Origin of the sequence: Sporosarcina sp. FSL K6-3508, assembly GCF_038615825.1 — a bacterium.
Lineage (GTDB): Bacteria > Bacillota > Bacilli > Bacillales_A > Planococcaceae > Sporosarcina > Sporosarcina newyorkensis.
This window is the reverse complement of sequence record NZ_CP152016.1, coordinates 367,258-385,909: the sequence shown is the minus strand read 5'-3', so window position 1 is coordinate 385,909 and position 18,652 is coordinate 367,258. Positions and strand designations below refer to the sequence as shown.

Annotated in this window: 16 protein-coding genes; 5 read left to right on the top strand and 11 right to left on the bottom strand. The window is 41.4% G+C overall.

Annotated features, from left to right (window positions below; genetic code table 11):
- Window positions 1–5 precede the first annotated feature (5 nt).
- From MKX97_RS01830 to purB, 5 genes are all read right to left on the bottom strand, one after another.
- Window positions 6–455 carry a tripartite tricarboxylate transporter TctB family protein gene (locus MKX97_RS01830; protein ID WP_342536789.1) on the bottom strand — a complete coding sequence of 150 codons (450 nt, stop codon included), beginning with the start codon at window positions 453–455 and terminating at the stop codon, window positions 6–8.
- Window positions 456–528: 73 nt separating this feature from the next.
- On the bottom strand, window positions 529–1,509 hold the full coding sequence (locus tag MKX97_RS01825; protein WP_342536788.1) for a tripartite tricarboxylate transporter substrate binding protein: 981 nt from the start codon (window positions 1,507–1,509) through the stop codon (window positions 529–531).
- A 27-nt stretch (window positions 1,510–1,536) separates the two neighbouring features.
- Complete coding sequence (locus tag MKX97_RS01820) at window positions 1,537–2,547, bottom strand: D-cysteine desulfhydrase family protein (RefSeq protein WP_342536787.1); 1,011 nt, start codon at window positions 2,545–2,547, stop codon at window positions 1,537–1,539.
- A 22-nt stretch (window positions 2,548–2,569) separates the two neighbouring features.
- Window positions 2,570–3,901 (bottom strand): MmgE/PrpD family protein, encoded by a 1,332-nt coding sequence (locus MKX97_RS01815; protein ID WP_342536786.1) that lies wholly within the window; start codon window positions 3,899–3,901, stop codon window positions 2,570–2,572.
- Between the two features lie 36 nt (window positions 3,902–3,937).
- Window positions 3,938–5,299, bottom strand: a complete 1,362-nt coding sequence (gene purB / locus MKX97_RS01810; RefSeq protein WP_342536785.1) for an adenylosuccinate lyase — start codon at window positions 5,297–5,299, stop codon at window positions 3,938–3,940.
- Window positions 5,300–5,464: 165 nt separating this feature from the next.
- Between purB and MKX97_RS01805 the strand changes: the two genes are divergently transcribed.
- The gene (locus tag MKX97_RS01805; protein ID WP_342536784.1) at window positions 5,465–6,361 is read left to right on the top strand and encodes a LysR family transcriptional regulator; all 897 of its coding nucleotides are present in this window, start codon (window positions 5,465–5,467) and stop codon (window positions 6,359–6,361) included.
- A 781-nt stretch (window positions 6,362–7,142) separates the two neighbouring features.
- Here MKX97_RS01805 and MKX97_RS01800 read toward each other — a convergent pair.
- The 4 genes from MKX97_RS01800 to MKX97_RS01785 form a co-directional block, all read right to left on the bottom strand.
- Window positions 7,143–7,361, bottom strand: a complete 219-nt coding sequence (locus MKX97_RS01800; protein ID WP_342536783.1) for a hypothetical protein — start codon at window positions 7,359–7,361, stop codon at window positions 7,143–7,145.
- Window positions 7,362–7,894: 533 nt separating this feature from the next.
- Window positions 7,895–9,130 carry a Zn-dependent hydrolase gene (locus MKX97_RS01795; RefSeq protein ID WP_342536782.1) on the bottom strand — a complete coding sequence of 412 codons (1,236 nt, stop codon included), beginning with the start codon at window positions 9,128–9,130 and terminating at the stop codon, window positions 7,895–7,897.
- Window positions 9,127–9,882: an L-2-amino-thiazoline-4-carboxylic acid hydrolase gene (locus MKX97_RS01790; RefSeq protein WP_342536781.1), complete on the bottom strand. Its 756-nt coding sequence runs from the start codon at window positions 9,880–9,882 to the stop codon at window positions 9,127–9,129. The genes MKX97_RS01795 and MKX97_RS01790 overlap by 4 nt, the downstream gene beginning before the upstream one ends.
- Window positions 9,875–11,095 (bottom strand): PLP-dependent aspartate aminotransferase family protein, encoded by a 1,221-nt coding sequence (locus MKX97_RS01785; RefSeq protein ID WP_342536780.1) that lies wholly within the window; start codon window positions 11,093–11,095, stop codon window positions 9,875–9,877. The genes MKX97_RS01790 and MKX97_RS01785 overlap by 8 nt, the downstream gene beginning before the upstream one ends.
- Before the next feature lie 120 nt (window positions 11,096–11,215).
- Between MKX97_RS01785 and MKX97_RS01780 the strand changes: the two genes are divergently transcribed.
- The 4 genes from MKX97_RS01780 (at window position 11,216) to MKX97_RS01765 (ending at window position 15,259) form a co-directional block, all read left to right on the top strand.
- The gene (locus MKX97_RS01780; protein WP_078817526.1) at window positions 11,216–12,082 is read left to right on the top strand and encodes a LysR family transcriptional regulator; all 867 of its coding nucleotides are present in this window, start codon (window positions 11,216–11,218) and stop codon (window positions 12,080–12,082) included.
- Window positions 12,083–12,249: 167 nt separating this feature from the next.
- Window positions 12,250–13,203 carry an agmatinase family protein gene (locus MKX97_RS01775; protein WP_040758616.1) on the top strand — a complete coding sequence of 318 codons (954 nt, stop codon included), beginning with the start codon at window positions 12,250–12,252 and terminating at the stop codon, window positions 13,201–13,203.
- Window positions 13,204–13,323: 120 nt separating this feature from the next.
- A complete protein-coding gene (locus tag MKX97_RS01770) occupies window positions 13,324–13,959 on the top strand; it encodes a helix-turn-helix transcriptional regulator (RefSeq protein WP_009766409.1) in 636 nt (211 codons plus the stop codon).
- 49 nt (window positions 13,960–14,008) lie between these two features.
- Window positions 14,009–15,259 (top strand): Nramp family divalent metal transporter, encoded by a 1,251-nt coding sequence (locus MKX97_RS01765; protein ID WP_009766410.1) that lies wholly within the window; start codon window positions 14,009–14,011, stop codon window positions 15,257–15,259.
- 484 nt (window positions 15,260–15,743) lie between these two features.
- Here MKX97_RS01765 and hutH read toward each other — a convergent pair whose 3' ends face one another.
- Entirely contained in the window at window positions 15,744–17,249 is a 1,506-nt protein-coding gene (gene hutH / locus MKX97_RS01760; protein WP_342537471.1) for a histidine ammonia-lyase, read from the bottom strand.
- Between the two features lie 37 nt (window positions 17,250–17,286).
- The gene (locus tag MKX97_RS01755; protein WP_221837252.1) at window positions 17,287–18,633 is read right to left on the bottom strand and encodes a Na+/H+ antiporter NhaC family protein; all 1,347 of its coding nucleotides are present in this window, start codon (window positions 18,631–18,633) and stop codon (window positions 17,287–17,289) included.
- Window positions 18,634–18,652: the final 19 nt, after the last annotated feature.

The following is an 18,652-nucleotide window of genomic DNA, read 5'->3' as shown; positions in this document are numbered from 1 at the left end:
CCTCCTTATAGTAACTCTGGAAGCGGGACGTTCAGCATAAACTTGAACAGCGAATAAACAATCCCAACAATAACGGCAGCAGTGAAGAGCAGTACCACATAGCTCCTGACTGATCTCTTAATCGGTTCTTCCGATAAAATAAATACAGTGGAAATGAACAATAATATAGTGGTCAGATAAAAACCAAGATATTCTATTACGAGCGTGTAGAGAATCATGGTGATAATCGCAAAAACAAACTTGAATTGTTTTCTTCTTTCAACCTGCACTTTTTCCGACACTATATTTTTCTCTTTGACAGTCATGAAAAGTAGAATTATAGAAAAAACAAACAAAGGAATCGATATTATAATTAGAAATAGCGATGCATCTTTGCCAAGTGACATACTATAAGTAAATATGTAAATGCTTAAGCCGATCATAATGAGAGAAAATATAATATTTGATGCCTTCATTTAACTAGCCCCCTCAATGGATGGAAAAGAGCTACACAAAGGTAGCTCCTCCAAAGTCATCTGCATCTGTAGCTTACTTATCTAAAAGTAATGGCAAAGCCTGGTCTATGAACTCGTATTCAATATCCACTTTTTCCTGCAGCTGTTCTGCATCACCATAAACAACCTGGAATCCAGCCTTGTTCATATCATCGATAAATCCCTGGTCCTCTAAGATATTAGTGAACATGTCTTCAAGCTTTTCTTTCACGTCTTCAGAAATACCTTTTGGTGCTGCGATTCCCCGGAACGGCCCATATTCTATATCGATATCATTCTCTGTGAACGTAGGAACATCCGGCAAGTCCTGGTTTCTTTCCTTATCCATAATGGCGATTGGGCGGATCGTGCCTTCGTTAATCTGTGATTGCACTTCACCGTATGTCATCAATGCCGCTTCCACGTGGCCGCCGAGTAATTGTTGCTGTTGCTCCCCACCGCTTTCTGTATGGACAAACTTAATGTTCCATCCGAAGTTTTCCTGCAGGAGGATTCCTGCCGTATGGTGGGAAGTTGAGTGCCCCGGGGTTGCCAGGATTAGCTCACTTGTTTTCGCCTGTTTTTCCAGGTCTTCGAAATTTTTAATGGGAGAGTCAGCTGGCACAACCAGCAGTTCTGGTTCGAAAGAATACATAACAATCGGTTCGAAGTCTTCATGCGTGTAATTAGTTTCTGTTGTCAGCGGATTGCTGACTGCCGATGAAGTGAATGACAGTAATGTATAACCATCCGAATCGCTTCCTGCCACAAATGACTGGCCAATAACAGCGCCGCCGCCTTCTTTATTTTCAACGATGATTTTTTGATCATTTGTATACTCTTCGCTGTGCTTGGCAATCATACGGCTAATCGTATCCACCGCGCCTCCTGGGGCAAACGGAACGATTACTTTCATGTTTTTGTTAGGAAAGTTTGATGCACCATCAGCAGATGCTTCATTTGAATCGTTTTTACCGCAGGCAGCTACGACTAAAAGCAGGATTGTGATCAAACTGAATAATGTAATCTTCTTCATAATGGATAAATTCCTCCTCGTTCGCTTTTATGCGTAAGCAAATAGTGCCGGTGCCCCGCCTGTATGGATGAACAGAATCCTATCTTCAGGCTTGAATACACCTTTTCTAATTAAATCTACGAGCCCGCTCATCCCTTTGCCTGTGTAAACAGGGTCGATGAAAACGCTCTCTTTTTCAGCCAACAGATGAATGGCTTCATTGCCCAACTCAGACGGTATGGCATAACCTTCACCCACATACCCGTCGAACACTTTGATATCACTTTCATTGATGTCAATATCCTCTTCAAAATGCTCTGCAAAAGCATTGACCTGCTCGATGATCAGCTTCTTTAATTCGCTTTCTTTTCGTGAAACACTGATCCCGATTATCTCAGCATCCAGCCCGTACATCTTCTTTCCTGCCAGTAGACCGCCGATTGTGCTCGAACTGCCTACGGACGTAACGACGTAATCAAATTTCATCTTCATCTGTTTTTCTTGTTCCATGATTTCCTGGACCGCCGATGTATAGCCCAACGTTCCATGAATGCTTCGGCCGCCTCTCGGTACAACATAGACAGTATGACCCTGGTTTTCGTAGAGGCTGACCAGTTCTTTAATTTTATTCTCCCCCGCAATGCGGTTTGCTTCATTTTGATTCATCATTGATTCATCAAAATCATTGTTATAGGCAAAGTGAATCTCAGCACCGAGCAAATCGTTTAAAAGCAGATTCCCTTCGTAACGTTTAGGTTCTTCACCCGTTACGACCAATACAGGCTTAAGCCCGAACTTATTGGCTGCCGCCACTGTCAGTCTCCCGTGATTCGTCTGGATACCGCCTGATGTCATGACGATATCGGCTTTTTTCTCAAGAGCATCATGCATGATGAATTCAAGTTTCCGAACTTTATTTCCCCCGAAAGCCAAACCGATTTCATCATCGCGTTTGATGTAAACAGAAGGTCCATTTAGTTCCTTGGACAACATCTCCAAAATCTGTATTTTCGTCGGTATATTACCTAATTCAACTTTATCTTTGTAATTTATTTTCATTTTGACTACCTCTCTTTTCAGATCAGGAAAACAATTTCAGTAAATCCACTGATGTTTTGTACGGCAGCTCTTTATGTAAGCTGAGCAGCAGCTTCTTATGATCCTGTGTGATGTCTTTGCCGACACAATCATCAACTTTTTCAGAAAGCTGTGCTTCAGACAACGGATTATTCGGATGCCCCAATGGGAATTCAATCGTTGCTTGGTATTCATGATCTACAGTGTGGATGGTAATGGATGCATATTGCTCCTTATTCATTCCCGCCTGCGCCGCGTCATCTTGCATCTTCACCTTGCCCATCAGCTCTCTGATCTCACTTCTGTTTAAGCTTTCCTCTGTGAACGTATCTAAGTTAACTTTCTGATCAACAGCCGCCGCACTCAGACAGTATTGCATGCTGAACTTTCCTTCGGCAGGTGTTTTAGCATCAGAATAGATCAATACTGTAGGAACTTTTGGATTTACTTCAGCAATGATTTTTGTTATATCCGAAACATTGATTTGCTTTTCTTTCATCAATTGCATGACGCCGTCGATTGATCGGTGGGTATAGGCACAGCAAGGATATTTCTTTACGATGATTCCGAAGTCTGCAGATTCCCATACCTTACCCAGCTTCTTCATTGCCGGAAGGTCACTGTAAACGCCTGTCGAGATGTGTGCATAAGACATCGGCTCAGAAAACACCTCAGAGTTTGCGGTAAAACCTTTTCTCACAAGATTTGTAAACAGCATCACATTACTTGCCATAATACCGACATGCAGGGGCTTAGTCATAGTGCCGAAGTTCTTGCGCACGCCACTAGAGAAAGATACACACATGCCAATCAAATGACTGAATTGGTTAAAGTCCAGCTTCATAGCCTTTGTCAGACTTGCCGCTGCACCAAAGATACCAAGTGTGGATGTCACGTGGAGTCCTTTTTGGTATTGTAAATTGCCGAGATCTTCACCAAGTCTGGCCTGCACTTCAAAGCCTGTAATATAGGATACGATCAATTCTTTTCCGCTCAATTCCTTCTGGAACTTTGCGTAAGTCAGTAATGGAGGTATCAACGCAACTGAAGGATGGCCGTGAAACGTAAAGTTCACGTCGTCATAATCGATGACATGACTGAGTGTGGCAAACAATAATGCAAAGTCTTTTTCATTAGCTTTCTCCAGTCGCTCCAACAATGACAGATCGCTCCCTCCGATCAGTTCTTCGGACAGAATATCCATTTCCTCACTTTCAATACCAGCGAGAGAAACAGCTGCTGTGTCGAGAAACGCCAGTTTCGCTGTCTGGACGGAACCTTCAGGTAAATCATCATAAGTCGTGTTCATTATGAAGTCATATACTTCCTGTAACATATTGATAAAAAATACCTCCTTTCATTTCCTGACTTTTTATCCGATCAATTGTTTTGTTTCTTCCAACACCTGATCAGCAAAGACATTGGAATAACCTGTGTAATTTTTAATTTCGAACATATTTTTGAATTCCTCTTCAGTGAATTCCGCTTTTACAGCATCGTCCTTATATAGAAGATCTCTTACGTCTGTATTCTGTTCATATGCTGCCATACAAGCATCGTAGATCAGATCATGTGAATGTTGGCGTCCGATTGTTTCGCCAAGTTTTATCATTATTGCTTCAGACATAATAAGGCCGTTGGTCAGTTCGGAAACGTTCTTGTACATGCGGTCTTTGTTAATTGTCAGTCCCTTTAATAGCTCTTCTGTGCTGGATAGGATCGCACCGAACAGCATACATGATTCAGGAAGTAGCTCCCATTCCATTTGCCATGAAATCATGTCACGCTCGTGCTGATGAATCATCGCTTCTAGGAATAACGGAATATTTTGTTTCAATATTCTGGACATTGTAACAATATTTTGGGCTCTTGATGGATTTCGTTTATGGGGCATCGTGCTGCTTCCGACTTTCCCTTTTTTAAACGGCTCTTCAAGTTCTGTAAACTCGGTTTTTTGAAGGTGGAATACCTCATTCGCAATTTTTGCGAGTGTGCTTCCCAGAATACCCATGAAAGATGCGAACTCTGTGAAGTTATCTCTCGCTGCATGCCATGATACGCTTGGTACTCCTAAATCAAGTTCCTTCATCATCTCTTTTTGAAGTTCAATGCCGTTTTCTTTAATGGAAGCCAGTGATCCGACAGCTCCGGAGAATTGTCCCACAAGCAGTCTCGGCTTCATTTGCTGGAGTCTTTCCGAAGAACGGTTAATTTCAGCCAGCCATACAGAAGCTTTATAGGCAAATGTGATCGGAAGTCCGTGCTGGCCATGTGTACGCCCTGCAAGTACCACTTCTTTTGTATCTTCAATCATCTTGACTAATATTTTCTGAATAGCTAAGATGCCTTTCTCATATACCTCGATCGCTTCACGAATCTGCAGTACATTTGCCGTGTCCATGATATCTTGAGTCGTTGCGCCCCAATGGACAAATTCGCCATAACCGCTTTCACAGGCGTCTGTCAACTGTCTGATCAAAGGAACGATCGGGTGGCTGATCTCTTTCATTTCTCTTCCGAGTTCTTCTAAATCTATATTTTCTAATTTCGCTTTGCTAACAATTTCTTTTCCCGCCGCTTCGGGAATAATACCTAATTTCGCTTCTGCCTTCGCAAGGGCAGCTTCTACATCAAGCCATTTTTGGACCAGGCTTTCCGCTGAGAATATATCTCGCATTTTCTCTGTCCCGAAAGAATCTTTAAATAATACGGAATCGTAAACTGATGATGACATTTTATCTCCTCCAACTGGGATTAATGAATTTTTAGAATCTTTAGTACATGCCCATATTATCATTGTGAAAAGTTTAAAACTAATATAAAATAATTATAGTAACTATAACTATTTGGAATGGAAAAACAATTAATATATTCCATTTATGTATAAGGAGACATTTCATTGAATATAAAACAGTTGGAATCCTTCCTTTGTGTAGCTGAAGAAGAAAGTTTTACAAACGCCGCCAAGAAAATGTTTGTTTCTCAGCCAAATCTCAGCAAGGCGATTATTCAGCTGGAAACCGATCTCGGCGTAAAGCTATTTGACCGAAAACCCCGGACTACTACTCTTAACAAGTATGGTGAGTTTTTATATACGCAAGTGAAAGAAGCACTTCTTGTATTAGATCAAGCGGAGCGCACCGTAAAAGAAATGATTAATCCGCATGCGGGCACGATTAACCTTTCGTTTATTCACACACTGGGCAATACATTGATCCCACAATTAATCGGTGAATACCGCAAGTCATTTCCTTTGGTGAAATTTAATTTGCTGCAAAGCTCGACAGACGTTTTACTGGAAGATTTACTGTTAGGCGGAGCTGATTTCTGTTTTTTAATGGATCGGGAATTTCCAGCTGACATTAACCATTTCAAACTTTTCACAGAAGAAATGTTTGTAATTCTGCCTGAAGATCACTTTCTGGCAAATTCCAAAACGATTGATCTAAAGGATATGGAAAATGAAGAATTTATAAGTTTTAAACCCGGCATAGGACTACGCAATACAATAGACAAAATCTGCAACGAAGCAGGTTTCATACCGAATACAATTTTTGAGTGTCAGGAAGTTGCGACGGTTGCGGGTTTTGTAGAAGAAGGGCTCGGGGTGAGTCTAGTACCGAAATTAAAGGGCCTTGAAAATTTTAGTATTAAGATTATCCCTATTTCTAACAAAGCTCACTTTAGGAATATCAATTTAGCTATGCGGGATGATGCATACCGTCCTCCTGCAGTAGAAAATTTCCTTCTTTTTTTGAAAGAGAAGTTTACTATTAAAGAAAAGCTTTCAACTTGATTTTCACTGTGAATCAGTACAACCAGACTTCGTTCAATAATAAGCTTGAAATATATAATAGGGAAAATTTTTTCAAGGCTTCCTCGCCATCAAACCGTACGTGCCCTATTAAGCCATACGGCTTACCAATATGTTATTTTGAATCAATAAGTGGAAAATCTTTGGGCGTATTTCATTTTACAGACAAGGTCAGGATTGAAATATTCCTGGCCCTTTTCTTTCGCCCTTTGCAGGGCTCTCCTGTATTTCTTCTGCCCTATTTCTTTCATTTAGCGTGGATAGGCTAAACTTAGTGAGAAGGCTGATTGAGGTGCCTTCCCCTTCTTTATTTTTGTAGGCAACGAAACAGAGACGTCCCGTTTACAGGCTTTACATCCATATGCATGCTCCATACGTTGTACTTTCATCATACTAGCGGAAATAAATTTTGCTTCTTCACTTCCGGCTTCCATCATTTGATCATGACAACAGTCACAAACGATATTTTCGAGATGATAGTGGATTATCTCAACTGTACATTATCGCATAGAGACGCCTTTCTCTTTTTCCTCGATGATTTCCCAATTACAGTGTATGTAATGGTTCCTTGGCTTTGTTCTCCTGTGTGCACAGGATCTGCGAAAGATGATTCATCGTCAAAAGAGGATTCTTTCCCATCGGGCGTTTGGTACTTTGACTTCTCTGTTTTAGAACCATTCAACATCTTGGTTAAACGTCGTCCAAGTTCCAAATGCTATGTCAACTCCATAAATATTTAAATAGAGTAGGCACATGAATAAATTCATACGCCTCTCACAGATCCGTACGTACCGTTCATCGTATACGGCTCTCCATGTTTATCCCCTATGAGGGTGCAGTCTTGATAAATATCTAATAAGAAGACTAATTGTAGTTCCCGAAATTTTCTTTTGGCATCGCGACGTGTATAGGCGTAGAAAGGGAACTCCTCCATTTTGTAATGCGAAAGCGTGGAAGTTCCTCTTTTCAGTTCCTTCTTCATAATTCCTTGTGAAGGTTCTTGATTTTTCGCCAGCTGCGCAATTGAACCATCCGTACTCCTCGTCTAATCTACGAATCTAAATTCACGAATAACGTTTTACAGAATTTTATACCGAAACACCTGCTAATCACTGGGTGTAGCAGGTGTTTAATGATCACTTCGATGTTTACCGTTTGATTTTTTTCTTGAACTTTTGGACCACATTGTCAGAAGGTTTATGATAATACCCTTTTATAACGTTTATCCAAGAAATTTGAAAGGCTCAGACAGATTATCCACGATTTTGATTTTCTCCGGATGAACTACCAACCCTAACTCCTCTTCGAAGTTGTTTATAACCTTAATTTCCTTAACATAGATAAGAAGCTCCATAAAAAGTAATGCTACCAGGAAGTGTCAGAAAAAAGAGAAACCATTTTGACAGTAATAGTCAAAATGGTTTCTTTAAGCTAGATTGAGGCCTGCTCTCATTTACTAGGAAACTATAAAACTATTTGAAAACCAGCATCCTAAACCTTTGCAGACATGGCACACTATTTTTCAAGTCCACTTACAAGCGACAATACCGTCTCATACAAAACTTCCGTGCCTTTCCCGCAATCTTCCTTAGTACTCCATTCCTCTGGATTATGGCTAATGCCGTTTTGAGAACGGACAAAAACCATGCCGATCGGACAGAAGTCCTTAAATTGCATCCCATCATGTCCCGCACCACTTGGAAGCTCGAAAGATTTCAAGCCCAGTTTTAGGCAAGCTGCTTGTATCGTCTGCCGAATGACTGCAGAGCATGGAACCGGTGTGACCCTTTGCAACGTTTCAAATTCGATCTCTACTCCTCGGTCGCGGCAAACTTGTTGCGCGTGAGCAACCATCTTTTCCTCAGCCTGCTGTCTTATTTCTTCATCGATATCCCTAAGATCAAGCGTAAAAGTCGCTTCGGAAGGAATTACATTAACACCGCCTGGCTTCACGGCAATTCGTCCAATTGTCGCTACAAGATTCGGGTATTTTTTTGCTTCTCCTTCTATAAACTGCATGATTTCTGAAGCAGCCATTAAGGGATCTTTCCGCATATTCATCGGTGTTGCACCCGCGTGTCCAGCTTCTCCAGTAATCGTCCATTTCATCCAAAGCGGGCCCGCGATCCCGGAAACGGTCCCTGCCGCGAGGCCATGATTCTCAAGCACTCGCCCCTGCTCGATATGCAGTTCCACATATGCTTTTACGTCAGCTGGATCTTTCGCGGCGTCTGCCACCAGTTTAGGATCAAGACCCGACTCCTCCATCGCTTCTGCAATCGTTATCCCATTTTCATCACGTTGCTCAAGGTCCTTGTCAGTCAACGTACCAGCAATCGCCCGGCTGCCGATCATACCGAAACCAAAACGACTTCCTTCTTCATCCGTAAAAGCAATCACTTCAATCGGATGGTCAGGTTGTATATCTCTTTCGCTCATCGCATGAACTACTTCGATGCCTGCAATCACACCTAGAGCCCCGTCAAACATACCGCCGTTCAGAACTGTGTCGATATGGGAACCCATCAGAACAGCTGGCGTATTTTTTTGCCGAGCTTCTTTCTTACCGATCAAGTTTCCTACAGCATCTTCTCTAACTGTCATGCCTGCTTCTGTCATGTATGAAGAGACCAACGCTTTTGCTTCGCGTTCTTCTCTCGTAAAAGAAAAGCGAGTGACGCCTCCACTTTCTTGCTTTCCAATGCCACTTAGTTCCGTTAATCGAGCCCAGAGACGTTCTTTATTAATCATTTGGAAAACCCTTTATCACTTTTCTCTTCATCTTTCATTTGGAACTGAAAGTGACAGACACCTTCTTTTAAAACATATTGATCATGTATCACTTCAAAGTTCGGATTAAATCCCCTAGCAATCGAAGGGTCGATCATATGGCAGTATAGGATTCCGTAGTCCTCCATCCCGTCTTTTTTCCATTGCTCTGCAAACGCACATTTTGTAAACGTCTGTTCAATTTCGGTTGGATGAAAAAGGGTTTCATACTCAAACAGTTCACTGCGACCCATGTCATAATTAGATAAATAATTATCCATCGTATTTGGCTTCCCGACAGCAGCAGCACGACGGGCAATATCGCGACCGCGTTCTTCGCCGAAAGCACCGACACTATCCATCATCGCCCGTTCCCCTTCTTCTTTGCCGAATCGTTCCACTACGGACTTTGCGATATGCGCAAATAATTTTGCCATTACCGCAAACATTGTATGGGGTTCTTGCCCCGCTGACTGTTGCGCTTTATTGTAGGACTGGAATGTTTCTTTGATTTTTTCATCGTCAAATAGCTTATCAAATGAAAATAGCGCCTGCCCGGTTAACTGTCCATTTCCTTCGGCTTGTTGTTCATCCACTACATTTTGAACGCCTGCCTGCATCATACGTTTTCCTTCTTCTCCAAACCTGTCCGTGACAATATCCACTGTATGACTCATCAACTTAGCCGTGATTGTATACATTGATACTGGTTCCAAATCTTTTACTTCACGCATGTGTACCCACTCCGTTTCGTTTACTGAATTCATTTACCTTATCAAAAGCCTGCTCCAAATCTGCAACGACATCTTCAACATCTTCAAGCCCTGCTGATAGTCGGATAAGACCATCTGTAATACCAGCAGCAAGCCGTTCCGATTCAGGCAACGATGAATGCGTCATCGTCGCCGGGTGCTGAACGAGCGTTTCCGGATCACCGAGACTAAAGGATATCATCGACAATTTCAAAGCATCTATAAAAGCCGTCGCCGTCGCACTTCCGCCTTTCATTTCAAACGACACGATGCCGCCCATCCCCTTCATTTGCCGATCGGCGATTTTATGTTGAGGGTGGGATTTCAATCCTGGATAATATACCTTTTCCACTAGTGGATGATTTTCCAGGAATGTCGCGATCTTGTGGGCATTACTACAATGACGTTCCATTCTTAACCCAAGTGTTTTCAGCCCCCTTAAAATCAAAAATGCATCCCACGCACTTAATACTTGTCCAAGATCGCCCATAATTTGTTGGCGTATAAAATGAATAAATTTTGCATCTGCAACAATTACGCCGGCCATAACATCTCCGTGACCATTCAAGTATTTTGTCGCGCTATGGATAACGATGTCCGCGCCTAAATCCAACGGTTTTTGCAAACATGGCGACATAAACGTATTGTCTACGATGAGCGGAAGATCATATTGTTTAGTCACTTGCGCAATTGCTTTAATATCCAAAATCGTAAGCAATGGATTGGATGGCGTTTCAATATAGACTGCTTTTGTATTTGGCTGAATTGCCTTCACGATACAATCGATATCCGTACAATCCACTAAACTGAACGATATCCCACATCGCGGTGCCAATGTCGTTAAAAAGTGATATGTACCACCATAAACATCTTTTGTGACAATCAGATGATCCCCGTTTTGTAATACACCAAACAGCGTGGATGATATGGCCGCCATTCCCGAACCTAGACCAAGGGCTGCTTCCCCATTTTCGAGTGCCGCCATTTTTTCTTCAAATGCACGCAATGTACAATTGCCATACCTGCCATAATAAATACCATCTTCTTTTCCAGATACCGTATCAGACGCCATCTTATGATTTTCGAATGAGTAAGCAACAGCTGGTACAATCGGCTGAGCGACAGCACCTATTTTTCTTTCTGTTGTATGTTGATCGTGGATGAGCTCCGTGCTAATTCCCCATTGTCTAGTCATTATAATATCCCCAATCATTTTATTATTCTCTCTATTATAATTTTCATTTTTTACATAAGTCAAATGAATGTTTATAATGTTATATATTAATTATATTCATGTGTGAGAAAGGTGAGAGTTATGTCATTAATAAAATTCGAGATTTTCAGGACTGTCGTGGAATTAGGAAGTTTATCAAAAGCAGCAAAAACACTTAAACTTACACAGTCTGCCGTAAGTCATGCTATCGCAAGTCTAGAAGCCGACTTTGGATTTACATTGTTAATTAGAAATCGATCGGGCACAAGCCTAACAGAAAACGGCAGTGAAATGCTCGTATATATGCAAGGTATGTTAAAGCTAAATGAGCAAATGCTTCAGAAGGCATCAGAATTTAATGGCATTGAGACAGGTATTGTTCGAATCGGCACTTTTCCAAGCGTATCGATTCAATGGATTCCCCTCATTCTTAAAAAGTTCTCGGAAGATTTTCCACTGATTAAGATTAAGCTATATGAAGGAAACTATGATGACATTACAGAGTGGATTTCAGAAGGAAAAATTGACTTCGGTTTTTTATCCCTCCCCACTGCAAGCTCGTTTGATACAATCCCTATCATAACAGACCCGTTGCTTTGCATTGTCCCAGATACACATCCACTCTTTCACAATGAACTGATTCATTATGAGCAACTTCGAAACGAAGGTTTCATAATGCCTAAATCCACTATTGACAATGATGTCAGTAGAATCTTTAAAAAGTATAAAATTACTCCACCTATTCAATATGAAATCGAAGAAGATCAAGCTATCATCTCTATGGTGCAAAATGGTCTTGGCATCAGTATTTTGCCGTCAATGATATTATATCGCTTACCTGAAAACATTCGCGCAATTCCATTGGAGGGAAATTATTCACGTTCTATTGGCATTGCCGCCACTTCTTTTAAACATGTATCTCCAGGTGCTAAAAAGTTAATTCAGTGTATTCAAAATTGGATATATTGATAATACACAAAGGAGTTTCGATGAAAATCGATCTCCTTTTTATTCGCTCATTTTTTGTTCCGATTTAAAAATCTTGTTTTTATTTTTTTTAAAAGTATTTGACAATTCTTAAACATGAGTTTAATATAATTAAAAACAGTTTAAAAAAAGTAAAGGTGGTTGCAATAATGGTTGAAACAATTTACGGAAATACTCCTTGTATGTTAGGAGCAAAAAATATCTCGGCCACAAAAGACTTTTCGGATATAGATGTATTGGTGTATGGAGTTCCTTGGGAAGGCGCTGTGACGTGGGGCGACTATACGGGTTGTGAACTAGGACCAAAAGTTATGCGTTTATGTTCCGCAAGATATTCTGGTTATCTACCAGAAATCAATGATATGGACGTTTTCGAACACGTCACACTAGGTGATGTAGGAGATGTTGATGTTGTGCCTGCAGATGTCGATGAGACAATGAAACGAATTACCTCCTTCACTTCTGATCTGTGGAAGTCTGGTAAATTCGTCGTTGGCTTAGGTGGAGATCATGGCATCACGTTTCCGATTGTCCGCTCCATAACAGAGACCGGAAAAAAGGTCGGTATCATTCATTTAGATGCACATTATGACAACTTGCCTTCACACAATGGCGATCAGTATGCACGCTGCAGTCCATTCGCCCGACTTTACGAACAGGAAGGCGTACGCAATGAGAGCATCATCCACACAGGAATTCACGGTCCGCGTAACGAACCTCAAAGCGGACGCAATGCAAAAGCTGCGGGTGCGGTGACATTGACTGTCAATGATATCCGAGGGCATAAAGATTTAAAGGAACTTGCAAAAGAAATCCATGCAATGGCTTCCAAGGATGTCGACTGTGTATACCTGACCATCTGTAGTGACGTTTTGGATTTCGCGTTTAATCCAGGTGGGCCAGTAGATGGAAATGGATTGACTTCATATGAACTACTGACATTAGTGCACGAGATTTGTAAATTAGGCGTGATTGGAATGGATTTCGTGGAAATTTATCCGCAGCAAGATCCTAATCAACTATCTGCTCACTTTGCTTCCACTCTCATTTTGTATGCACTTGCAGGAAACATTCTGCACAATCAGCAGAATATCAAGCAGTAATTAAAGGAATTTTATATTCTCCTCAGGTAAATATATCTATATTTAGTAATAGTGCTCGATTTTTCACCTTATCTATAGGAAACTAGAAAGGATATTTATACTGAGGAGTGTTCATTTACCATGAGAGAAAACAATCATTTTTTTGACGCATATATACGAATGGCAGATGCAATCTATGGAGTCTTCAATGTCAATTGTGAAATTGTCATACACGACATAACAGATGTGGAGTCTTCTTTAATTTATTTAAAAGGCGATGTCACTGGAAGGAGCCTTGGTGCTCCTACTACTGAATTTATTTTAAAGGAACTGAAGAAGAAACCTGAAGACATTAAGGACTTCAATGGCATCATAACGAATACAACAAGAGGTAAGATCATCAAGACGTCTATCGTATTTATACGAAACCTGAGCGGTGAAGTCATCGGATTCTTAGGCATCAACTTGGACATTACGGAGATGAACCGATTACATCAAGTATTAGGAGAAATGATCCTCCCAGAGACGAACAATTCGGACCAACAATTTGATGAGTCCTATGCTACCCATATCGATGAAGTATTTGACCAAATTACTAAAAGCACGATTGTGGAGCTTGGAATTGACATTGATAATTTAAAACGAAAAGACCGAATTAAGTTCGTCCGCCACTTGGAAAGCAAGGGTATGTTCCTCATACAAGGATCGACTGATCGGATTGCTGAATTAATAGGGGTATCAAAACAAACGATTTACAACTCACTTGAGGAAAAATAAGTATATTTTCCTTCACTTATAGTGTGTTAAGAATTAGGGGGAAAAAGAAATGACAGCTGATATGGTATCTGCAAATCTAGTTAAGAAAAAGGGCTTGTTGGCTAAAATCAAAGCGATGGGGCCTGGAGCCATTATTACAGCTTCATTCATCGGACCCGGTACAGTCACAACCGCAACAAGGGCGGGAGCAGGATTTGGATATGCGATTTTATGGGCAGTTGTATTTTCCATCATCGCAACCATTGTTCTGCAAGAGATGTCTGCACGTCTCGGTGTGATTACCCAAAAGGGACTCGGGGAAGCAATACACGATCAATTCAAACAGCCGCTGCTGAAATTCGCATCGATTTGGCTGGTCATCATTTCAATCGGCGTAGGGTGCGCCGCATACATTTCTGGGGATTTGATGGGTACTTCGCTAGGAATCTCTACCCTGACATCTATTCCAGCTAATGTTGTAAGCCCTTTCATAGGCGTGGCTATTTTGTTCTTAGGACTATCAGGCAGTTATAAGTTGATAGAAAAATTGATGATTACCTTAGTCGTCATTATGAGTCTGACATTTATCACAACAATGATTGTTGTGAAGCCTGATCTTGGCGCAGTATTTTCAGGGGCATTTGTTCCTTCTATGCCTGCCGGTTCCATCATCATGATCATCGCACTGGTTGGAACGACAGTTGTTCCATACAATTTCTTCATCCACTCTTCGATGGTACAGGAACGCTGGACACAGGCGAGCGATTTAAAAGAGGCTAGATGGGATACGATTATTTCAATCTGTGTAGGCGGTTTGATTACTGCAGCTGTATTGATTACAGCCGGTACGACGATGTACGGAATGGAAGTCAACAGTGTAGCCGACCTTTCCTACCAATTGGAGCCATTATTCGGCTCTTGGGCTAAAGTCTTCATTGCCATCGGGATTTTTGCCGCAGGGTTTTCATCCGCAATTGCGAGTCCTCTCGGTGCGGCAGTCGCGATCAGCAGCGTTATGAAATGGGAAAACGGAATGAAAAACAAAAAGTTCAAAATGGTATTCGCGAGCGTTATCATTATCGGTATCATTACTTCCGCAATCGGTTTCAGTCCGATGGATGTCTTGCTCATGGCGCAAGCCTTGAATGGTATCTTGCTTCCTGTAGTAGCAATCTTTTTGTTCGTCATCATGAATAATAAGAAACTATTGGGAGACAAGCGAAATTCCGTCTTGCTTAATATTATAGGTGCAGTAGTTATCTTGATCGCTACTTTCTTGGGTGGGTATAGCCTACTGGATGCAATTCAAACATATCTATAAGTTGTTTAGAGAAATCAGAGTTTTAAAAAAGTAAGTCCGTGTATAGGACTACTCGAGAAGTAATTTCTTTTCATTGCAAGATAGGATAAGTACCGGAAATCTGCAATACCAAAAAACTATTGCTTTTCTATCCTAATCCAATTTAAATTCAGACTTTCTTCTAAATCATTTACCACTGACACTTTCAGGGTCTAAATATTATCTGCTTTTAAATTTTTAAATAGCATAATCGGACCGGCTAAAAAAGAGAGTGTCTACATCACCCCCTTGCAGAAATTACTTGCATGCAAACAACTATGCATATTGCATAATTGATACGAACGGAGTATGAAAATAAAAAAAGGTTGTCGCAAAAAGTCATTTAAAACGACTTTTCCGACAACCTTTTCTAATTTATTTTTATAGGGAGAGTAATCATGAGTTCTTCAGTTGAAGATTCTGCATATCGTCAAAACAAAGATTGAGTAAAGGTAATACAACGTTCTTATAACTTTTGCTGTGTTAACGTATCATCACGTAATAGGAACTGCGCTAATTCTTCGATCTGTTCAGAGATATCGCGATCTGCTAGCAACGGTGGGCAAATTTTACGAACCTTCTCCAAATAAGCACTCGTTGCAGGAGCCAGTTCATTCTCCGCTTGCTCTAAATGAATCGCTTGGGATGCACAAATTAATTCAATCGCAATGACACGTGCACTATTATGAATGATTTCACGTGCTTGTCTCGAACCAATCGTTCCCATACTGACATGATCTTCTTGATTAGCGGATGTCGGAATGGAATCCACGCTTGCCGGATGTGCAAGTACTTTGTTCTCTGAAACTAATGCTGCCGCTGCATATTGGGCGACCATCAAGCCACATTCCAATCCTGGATCCGTGGCAAGGAATGGGGACAATCCACTCAATTGTGGATTAACCAGACGCTCAATCCGACGCTCTGAAATATTAGCGAGTTCTGCAGCTCCAACCTTCATGAAATCCATTGCCAAAGCAATCGGCTGTCCATGGAAATGGCCACCAGAAATGATTTCTCCATTTTCAAGGATTATAGGGTTATCTGTCGCGGAATTCATTTCCACGCTTAATCGATCCTCTACATACTGCAATGCTTGCCAAGATGCACCATGTACTTGCGGGATACAGCGTATGGAATACGCATCTTGCATGCGAATCTGTCCTTGACTAGTTACACGTTTACTTCCTTCCAACCAGTTACGAATACGGGAGGCAACCACTTCCAATTCTTTATGCGGACGTACTGCCAATAGCTCGCTGTCAAATGCTGTTATAATTCCCTGAAGTGCCTCCATTGTCAAACTAGCTGACATGTCCGCAGCATAGCCAATGCGTTCAGCTTCATTAAATCCAATTACGCCTACTGCAGTCATAGCTTGAGTCCCATTGATCAAAGCTAGTCCCTCTTTAGCCTGTAAAGTAACAGGTTCTAATCCGGCAAGCCGCAACGCTTCTCCGCCGGTCAGAATTTCACCCTCATACTCTGCACGACCTTCTCCAATTAAAACGATAGCTACGTGCGCTAGTGGGGCCAAGTCACCACTTGCACCTACTGAACCCTTACACGGCACGACTGGATGAACGCCTTTATTGATCATCTTAACTAATAATTGAAGTGTATCTTCCTTGATTCCGGAGAATCCTTTCGCTAAAGCATTTGCTCTTAAAATCATCATGGCACGTACGATTGGCTTAGATAAGGGTTCACCCACTCCAACAGCATCCGCACGCAACAGATTCAGCTGTAATTTCGCAATATCATCTTCTTCAATTTGAATATCACTCAGTTTCCCGAAACCTGTATTGACACCATAGATAACCTTTCCATCTCTTAATTGTTTCTCAATACGTTCGCGGCTTTCCCGTACACGTTTTAAAGCATAATCCGAAATATCGACTTCTACTTCGTCAAAAACAATGCGTTCGATCAGCTGACGATCTAATGACTCCCCATCTAAATGGACTACCATTTCTTTACTCAACTAAACCACCTCTTATCCTCTTATATTATAAAATTGCTGCCGCCAATATCCCGAAAATAAATAAAGGGATATTATAATGAAGGAATGTAGGTACACAAGTGTCCCAAATGTGATGATGTTTACCATCTGCATTCAATCCTGAAGTCGGTCCAAGCGTACTATCTGAAGCCGGTGAACCAGCGTCTCCTAATGCTCCCGCTGTACCAATCAATGCAATTGTAGCAAGGGGGCTGAATCCCATTACCATACATATCGGGACGAATACAGCGGCCAGAATGGGAACTGTTCCGAAAGATGTTCCTATTCCCATTGTTACTAATAGTCCTATTAATAATAGTAATGCAGCACCAGCCACTTTTCCATAGCTGAAATACCCTTCAACAGCTGTCACCAAATTAGTTACTGAGCCTGTATCTTTTAAAACCGTTGCATAACCAGAGGCGAGAAGCATAACGAAGGCAATAGCACCCATAAGTTTTACGCCTTCCTGAACGACTACTTCTCCTTCACCCAATGTGACAACCCTTGCAGCAAACATTACAATAATTCCAACAAGCGCACCGAGTACTAATGATTGCACTTGAATTTGAACTACCAGAGCCCCAACAATTGCAACGAGCGTCAGTACGTCACGTACCTCGAACTTCTGTTTGACACGTTCCGTACCAGCCGCTAATTGAACAGAAGATGCAAATATCTCTGCATGGCTAGCACGTTCTTCCTCCGTTTCATAATCTCGCGGTTTACGATACGTGAAAAAAATTGCGATAAACAATCCTACGAACATACCAAGTGCCGGGATTGCCATTGCTAGAGGTACTTGTGATAATGTGACAGGCATGCCGTTACTGCTAACTTCCTGCACAATAATGCCATGGAATATCAGTCCATAGCCTGCCGGAATCAAAATGTAAGGCATCTTCAAACCGAATGTCAGAGCACAAGCGACAGCTCGTCTGTCTAAGCGTAAATAGTTGAAGAAAATTAGCAACGGCGGAATTAGGATAGGTATGAACGCAATGTGCACTGGAATTAGGTTTCCCGATAGACAGGTCAAACCGGCAACCATCAGCAATAACATATATTTATTCATCTTTTTAACAGACAATAATTTATCGATCAGCATTTTGGTAATGTTTGAATGCGCAATCATTGCTGCAAAAATCCCTAGGAGAATATAACTTAACGCAGTCTCAGACTGACCACCCATTCCACCAAGGAAGGTAGAAAGAGTATCCGATAATGACAAATTGGAAAGGAGTCCTGCCGTGATAGCCGCCATTAAAATGGCGAAAATCACATGTACTCTTGCCAGACTTAAAACGGTTAATACTACTACAGAAATAAATACGGGATTCGTTAACACGTTCATTCCCCCTGATTATCTAATT

Bases quoted from the DNA above. Each gene is read 5' to 3' on its own strand.
- MKX97_RS01825 (WP_342536788.1), bottom strand. From the start codon at position 1,509: ATGAAGAAGATTACATTATTCAGTTTGATCACAATCCTGCTTTTAGTC.
- MKX97_RS01800 (WP_342536783.1), bottom strand. From the start codon at position 7,361: ATGAAGAAGGAACTGAAAAGAGGAACTTCCACGCTTTCGCATTACAAA.
- MKX97_RS01775 (WP_040758616.1), top strand. From the start codon at position 12,250: ATGGTTGAAACAATTTACGGAAATACTCCTTGTATGTTAGGAGCAAAA.
- MKX97_RS01795 (WP_342536782.1), bottom strand. From the start codon at position 9,130: ATGATTAATAAAGAACGTCTCTGGGCTCGATTAACGGAACTAAGTGGC.
- MKX97_RS01790 (WP_342536781.1), bottom strand. From the start codon at position 9,882: ATGCGTGAAGTAAAAGATTTGGAACCAGTATCAATGTATACAATCACG.
- MKX97_RS01780 (WP_078817526.1), top strand. From the start codon at position 11,216: ATGTCATTAATAAAATTCGAGATTTTCAGGACTGTCGTGGAATTAGGA.
- hutH (WP_342537471.1), bottom strand. From the start codon at position 17,249: ATGGTAGTCCATTTAGATGGGGAGTCATTAGATCGTCAGCTGATCGAA.
- MKX97_RS01755 (WP_221837252.1), bottom strand. From the start codon at position 18,633: ATGAACGTGTTAACGAATCCCGTATTTATTTCTGTAGTAGTATTAACC.
- purB (WP_342536785.1), bottom strand. From the start codon at position 5,299: ATGTCATCATCAGTTTACGATTCCGTATTATTTAAAGATTCTTTCGGG.
- MKX97_RS01785 (WP_342536780.1), bottom strand. From the start codon at position 11,095: ATGACTAGACAATGGGGAATTAGCACGGAGCTCATCCACGATCAACAT.
- MKX97_RS01765 (WP_009766410.1), top strand. From the start codon at position 14,009: ATGACAGCTGATATGGTATCTGCAAATCTAGTTAAGAAAAAGGGCTTG.
- MKX97_RS01820 (WP_342536787.1), bottom strand. From the start codon at position 2,547: ATGAAAATAAATTACAAAGATAAAGTTGAATTAGGTAATATACCGACG.
- MKX97_RS01770 (WP_009766409.1), top strand. From the start codon at position 13,324: ATGAGAGAAAACAATCATTTTTTTGACGCATATATACGAATGGCAGAT.
- MKX97_RS01815 (WP_342536786.1), bottom strand. From the start codon at position 3,901: ATGTTACAGGAAGTATATGACTTCATAATGAACACGACTTATGATGAT.
- MKX97_RS01830 (WP_342536789.1), bottom strand. From the start codon at position 455: ATGAAGGCATCAAATATTATATTTTCTCTCATTATGATCGGCTTAAGC.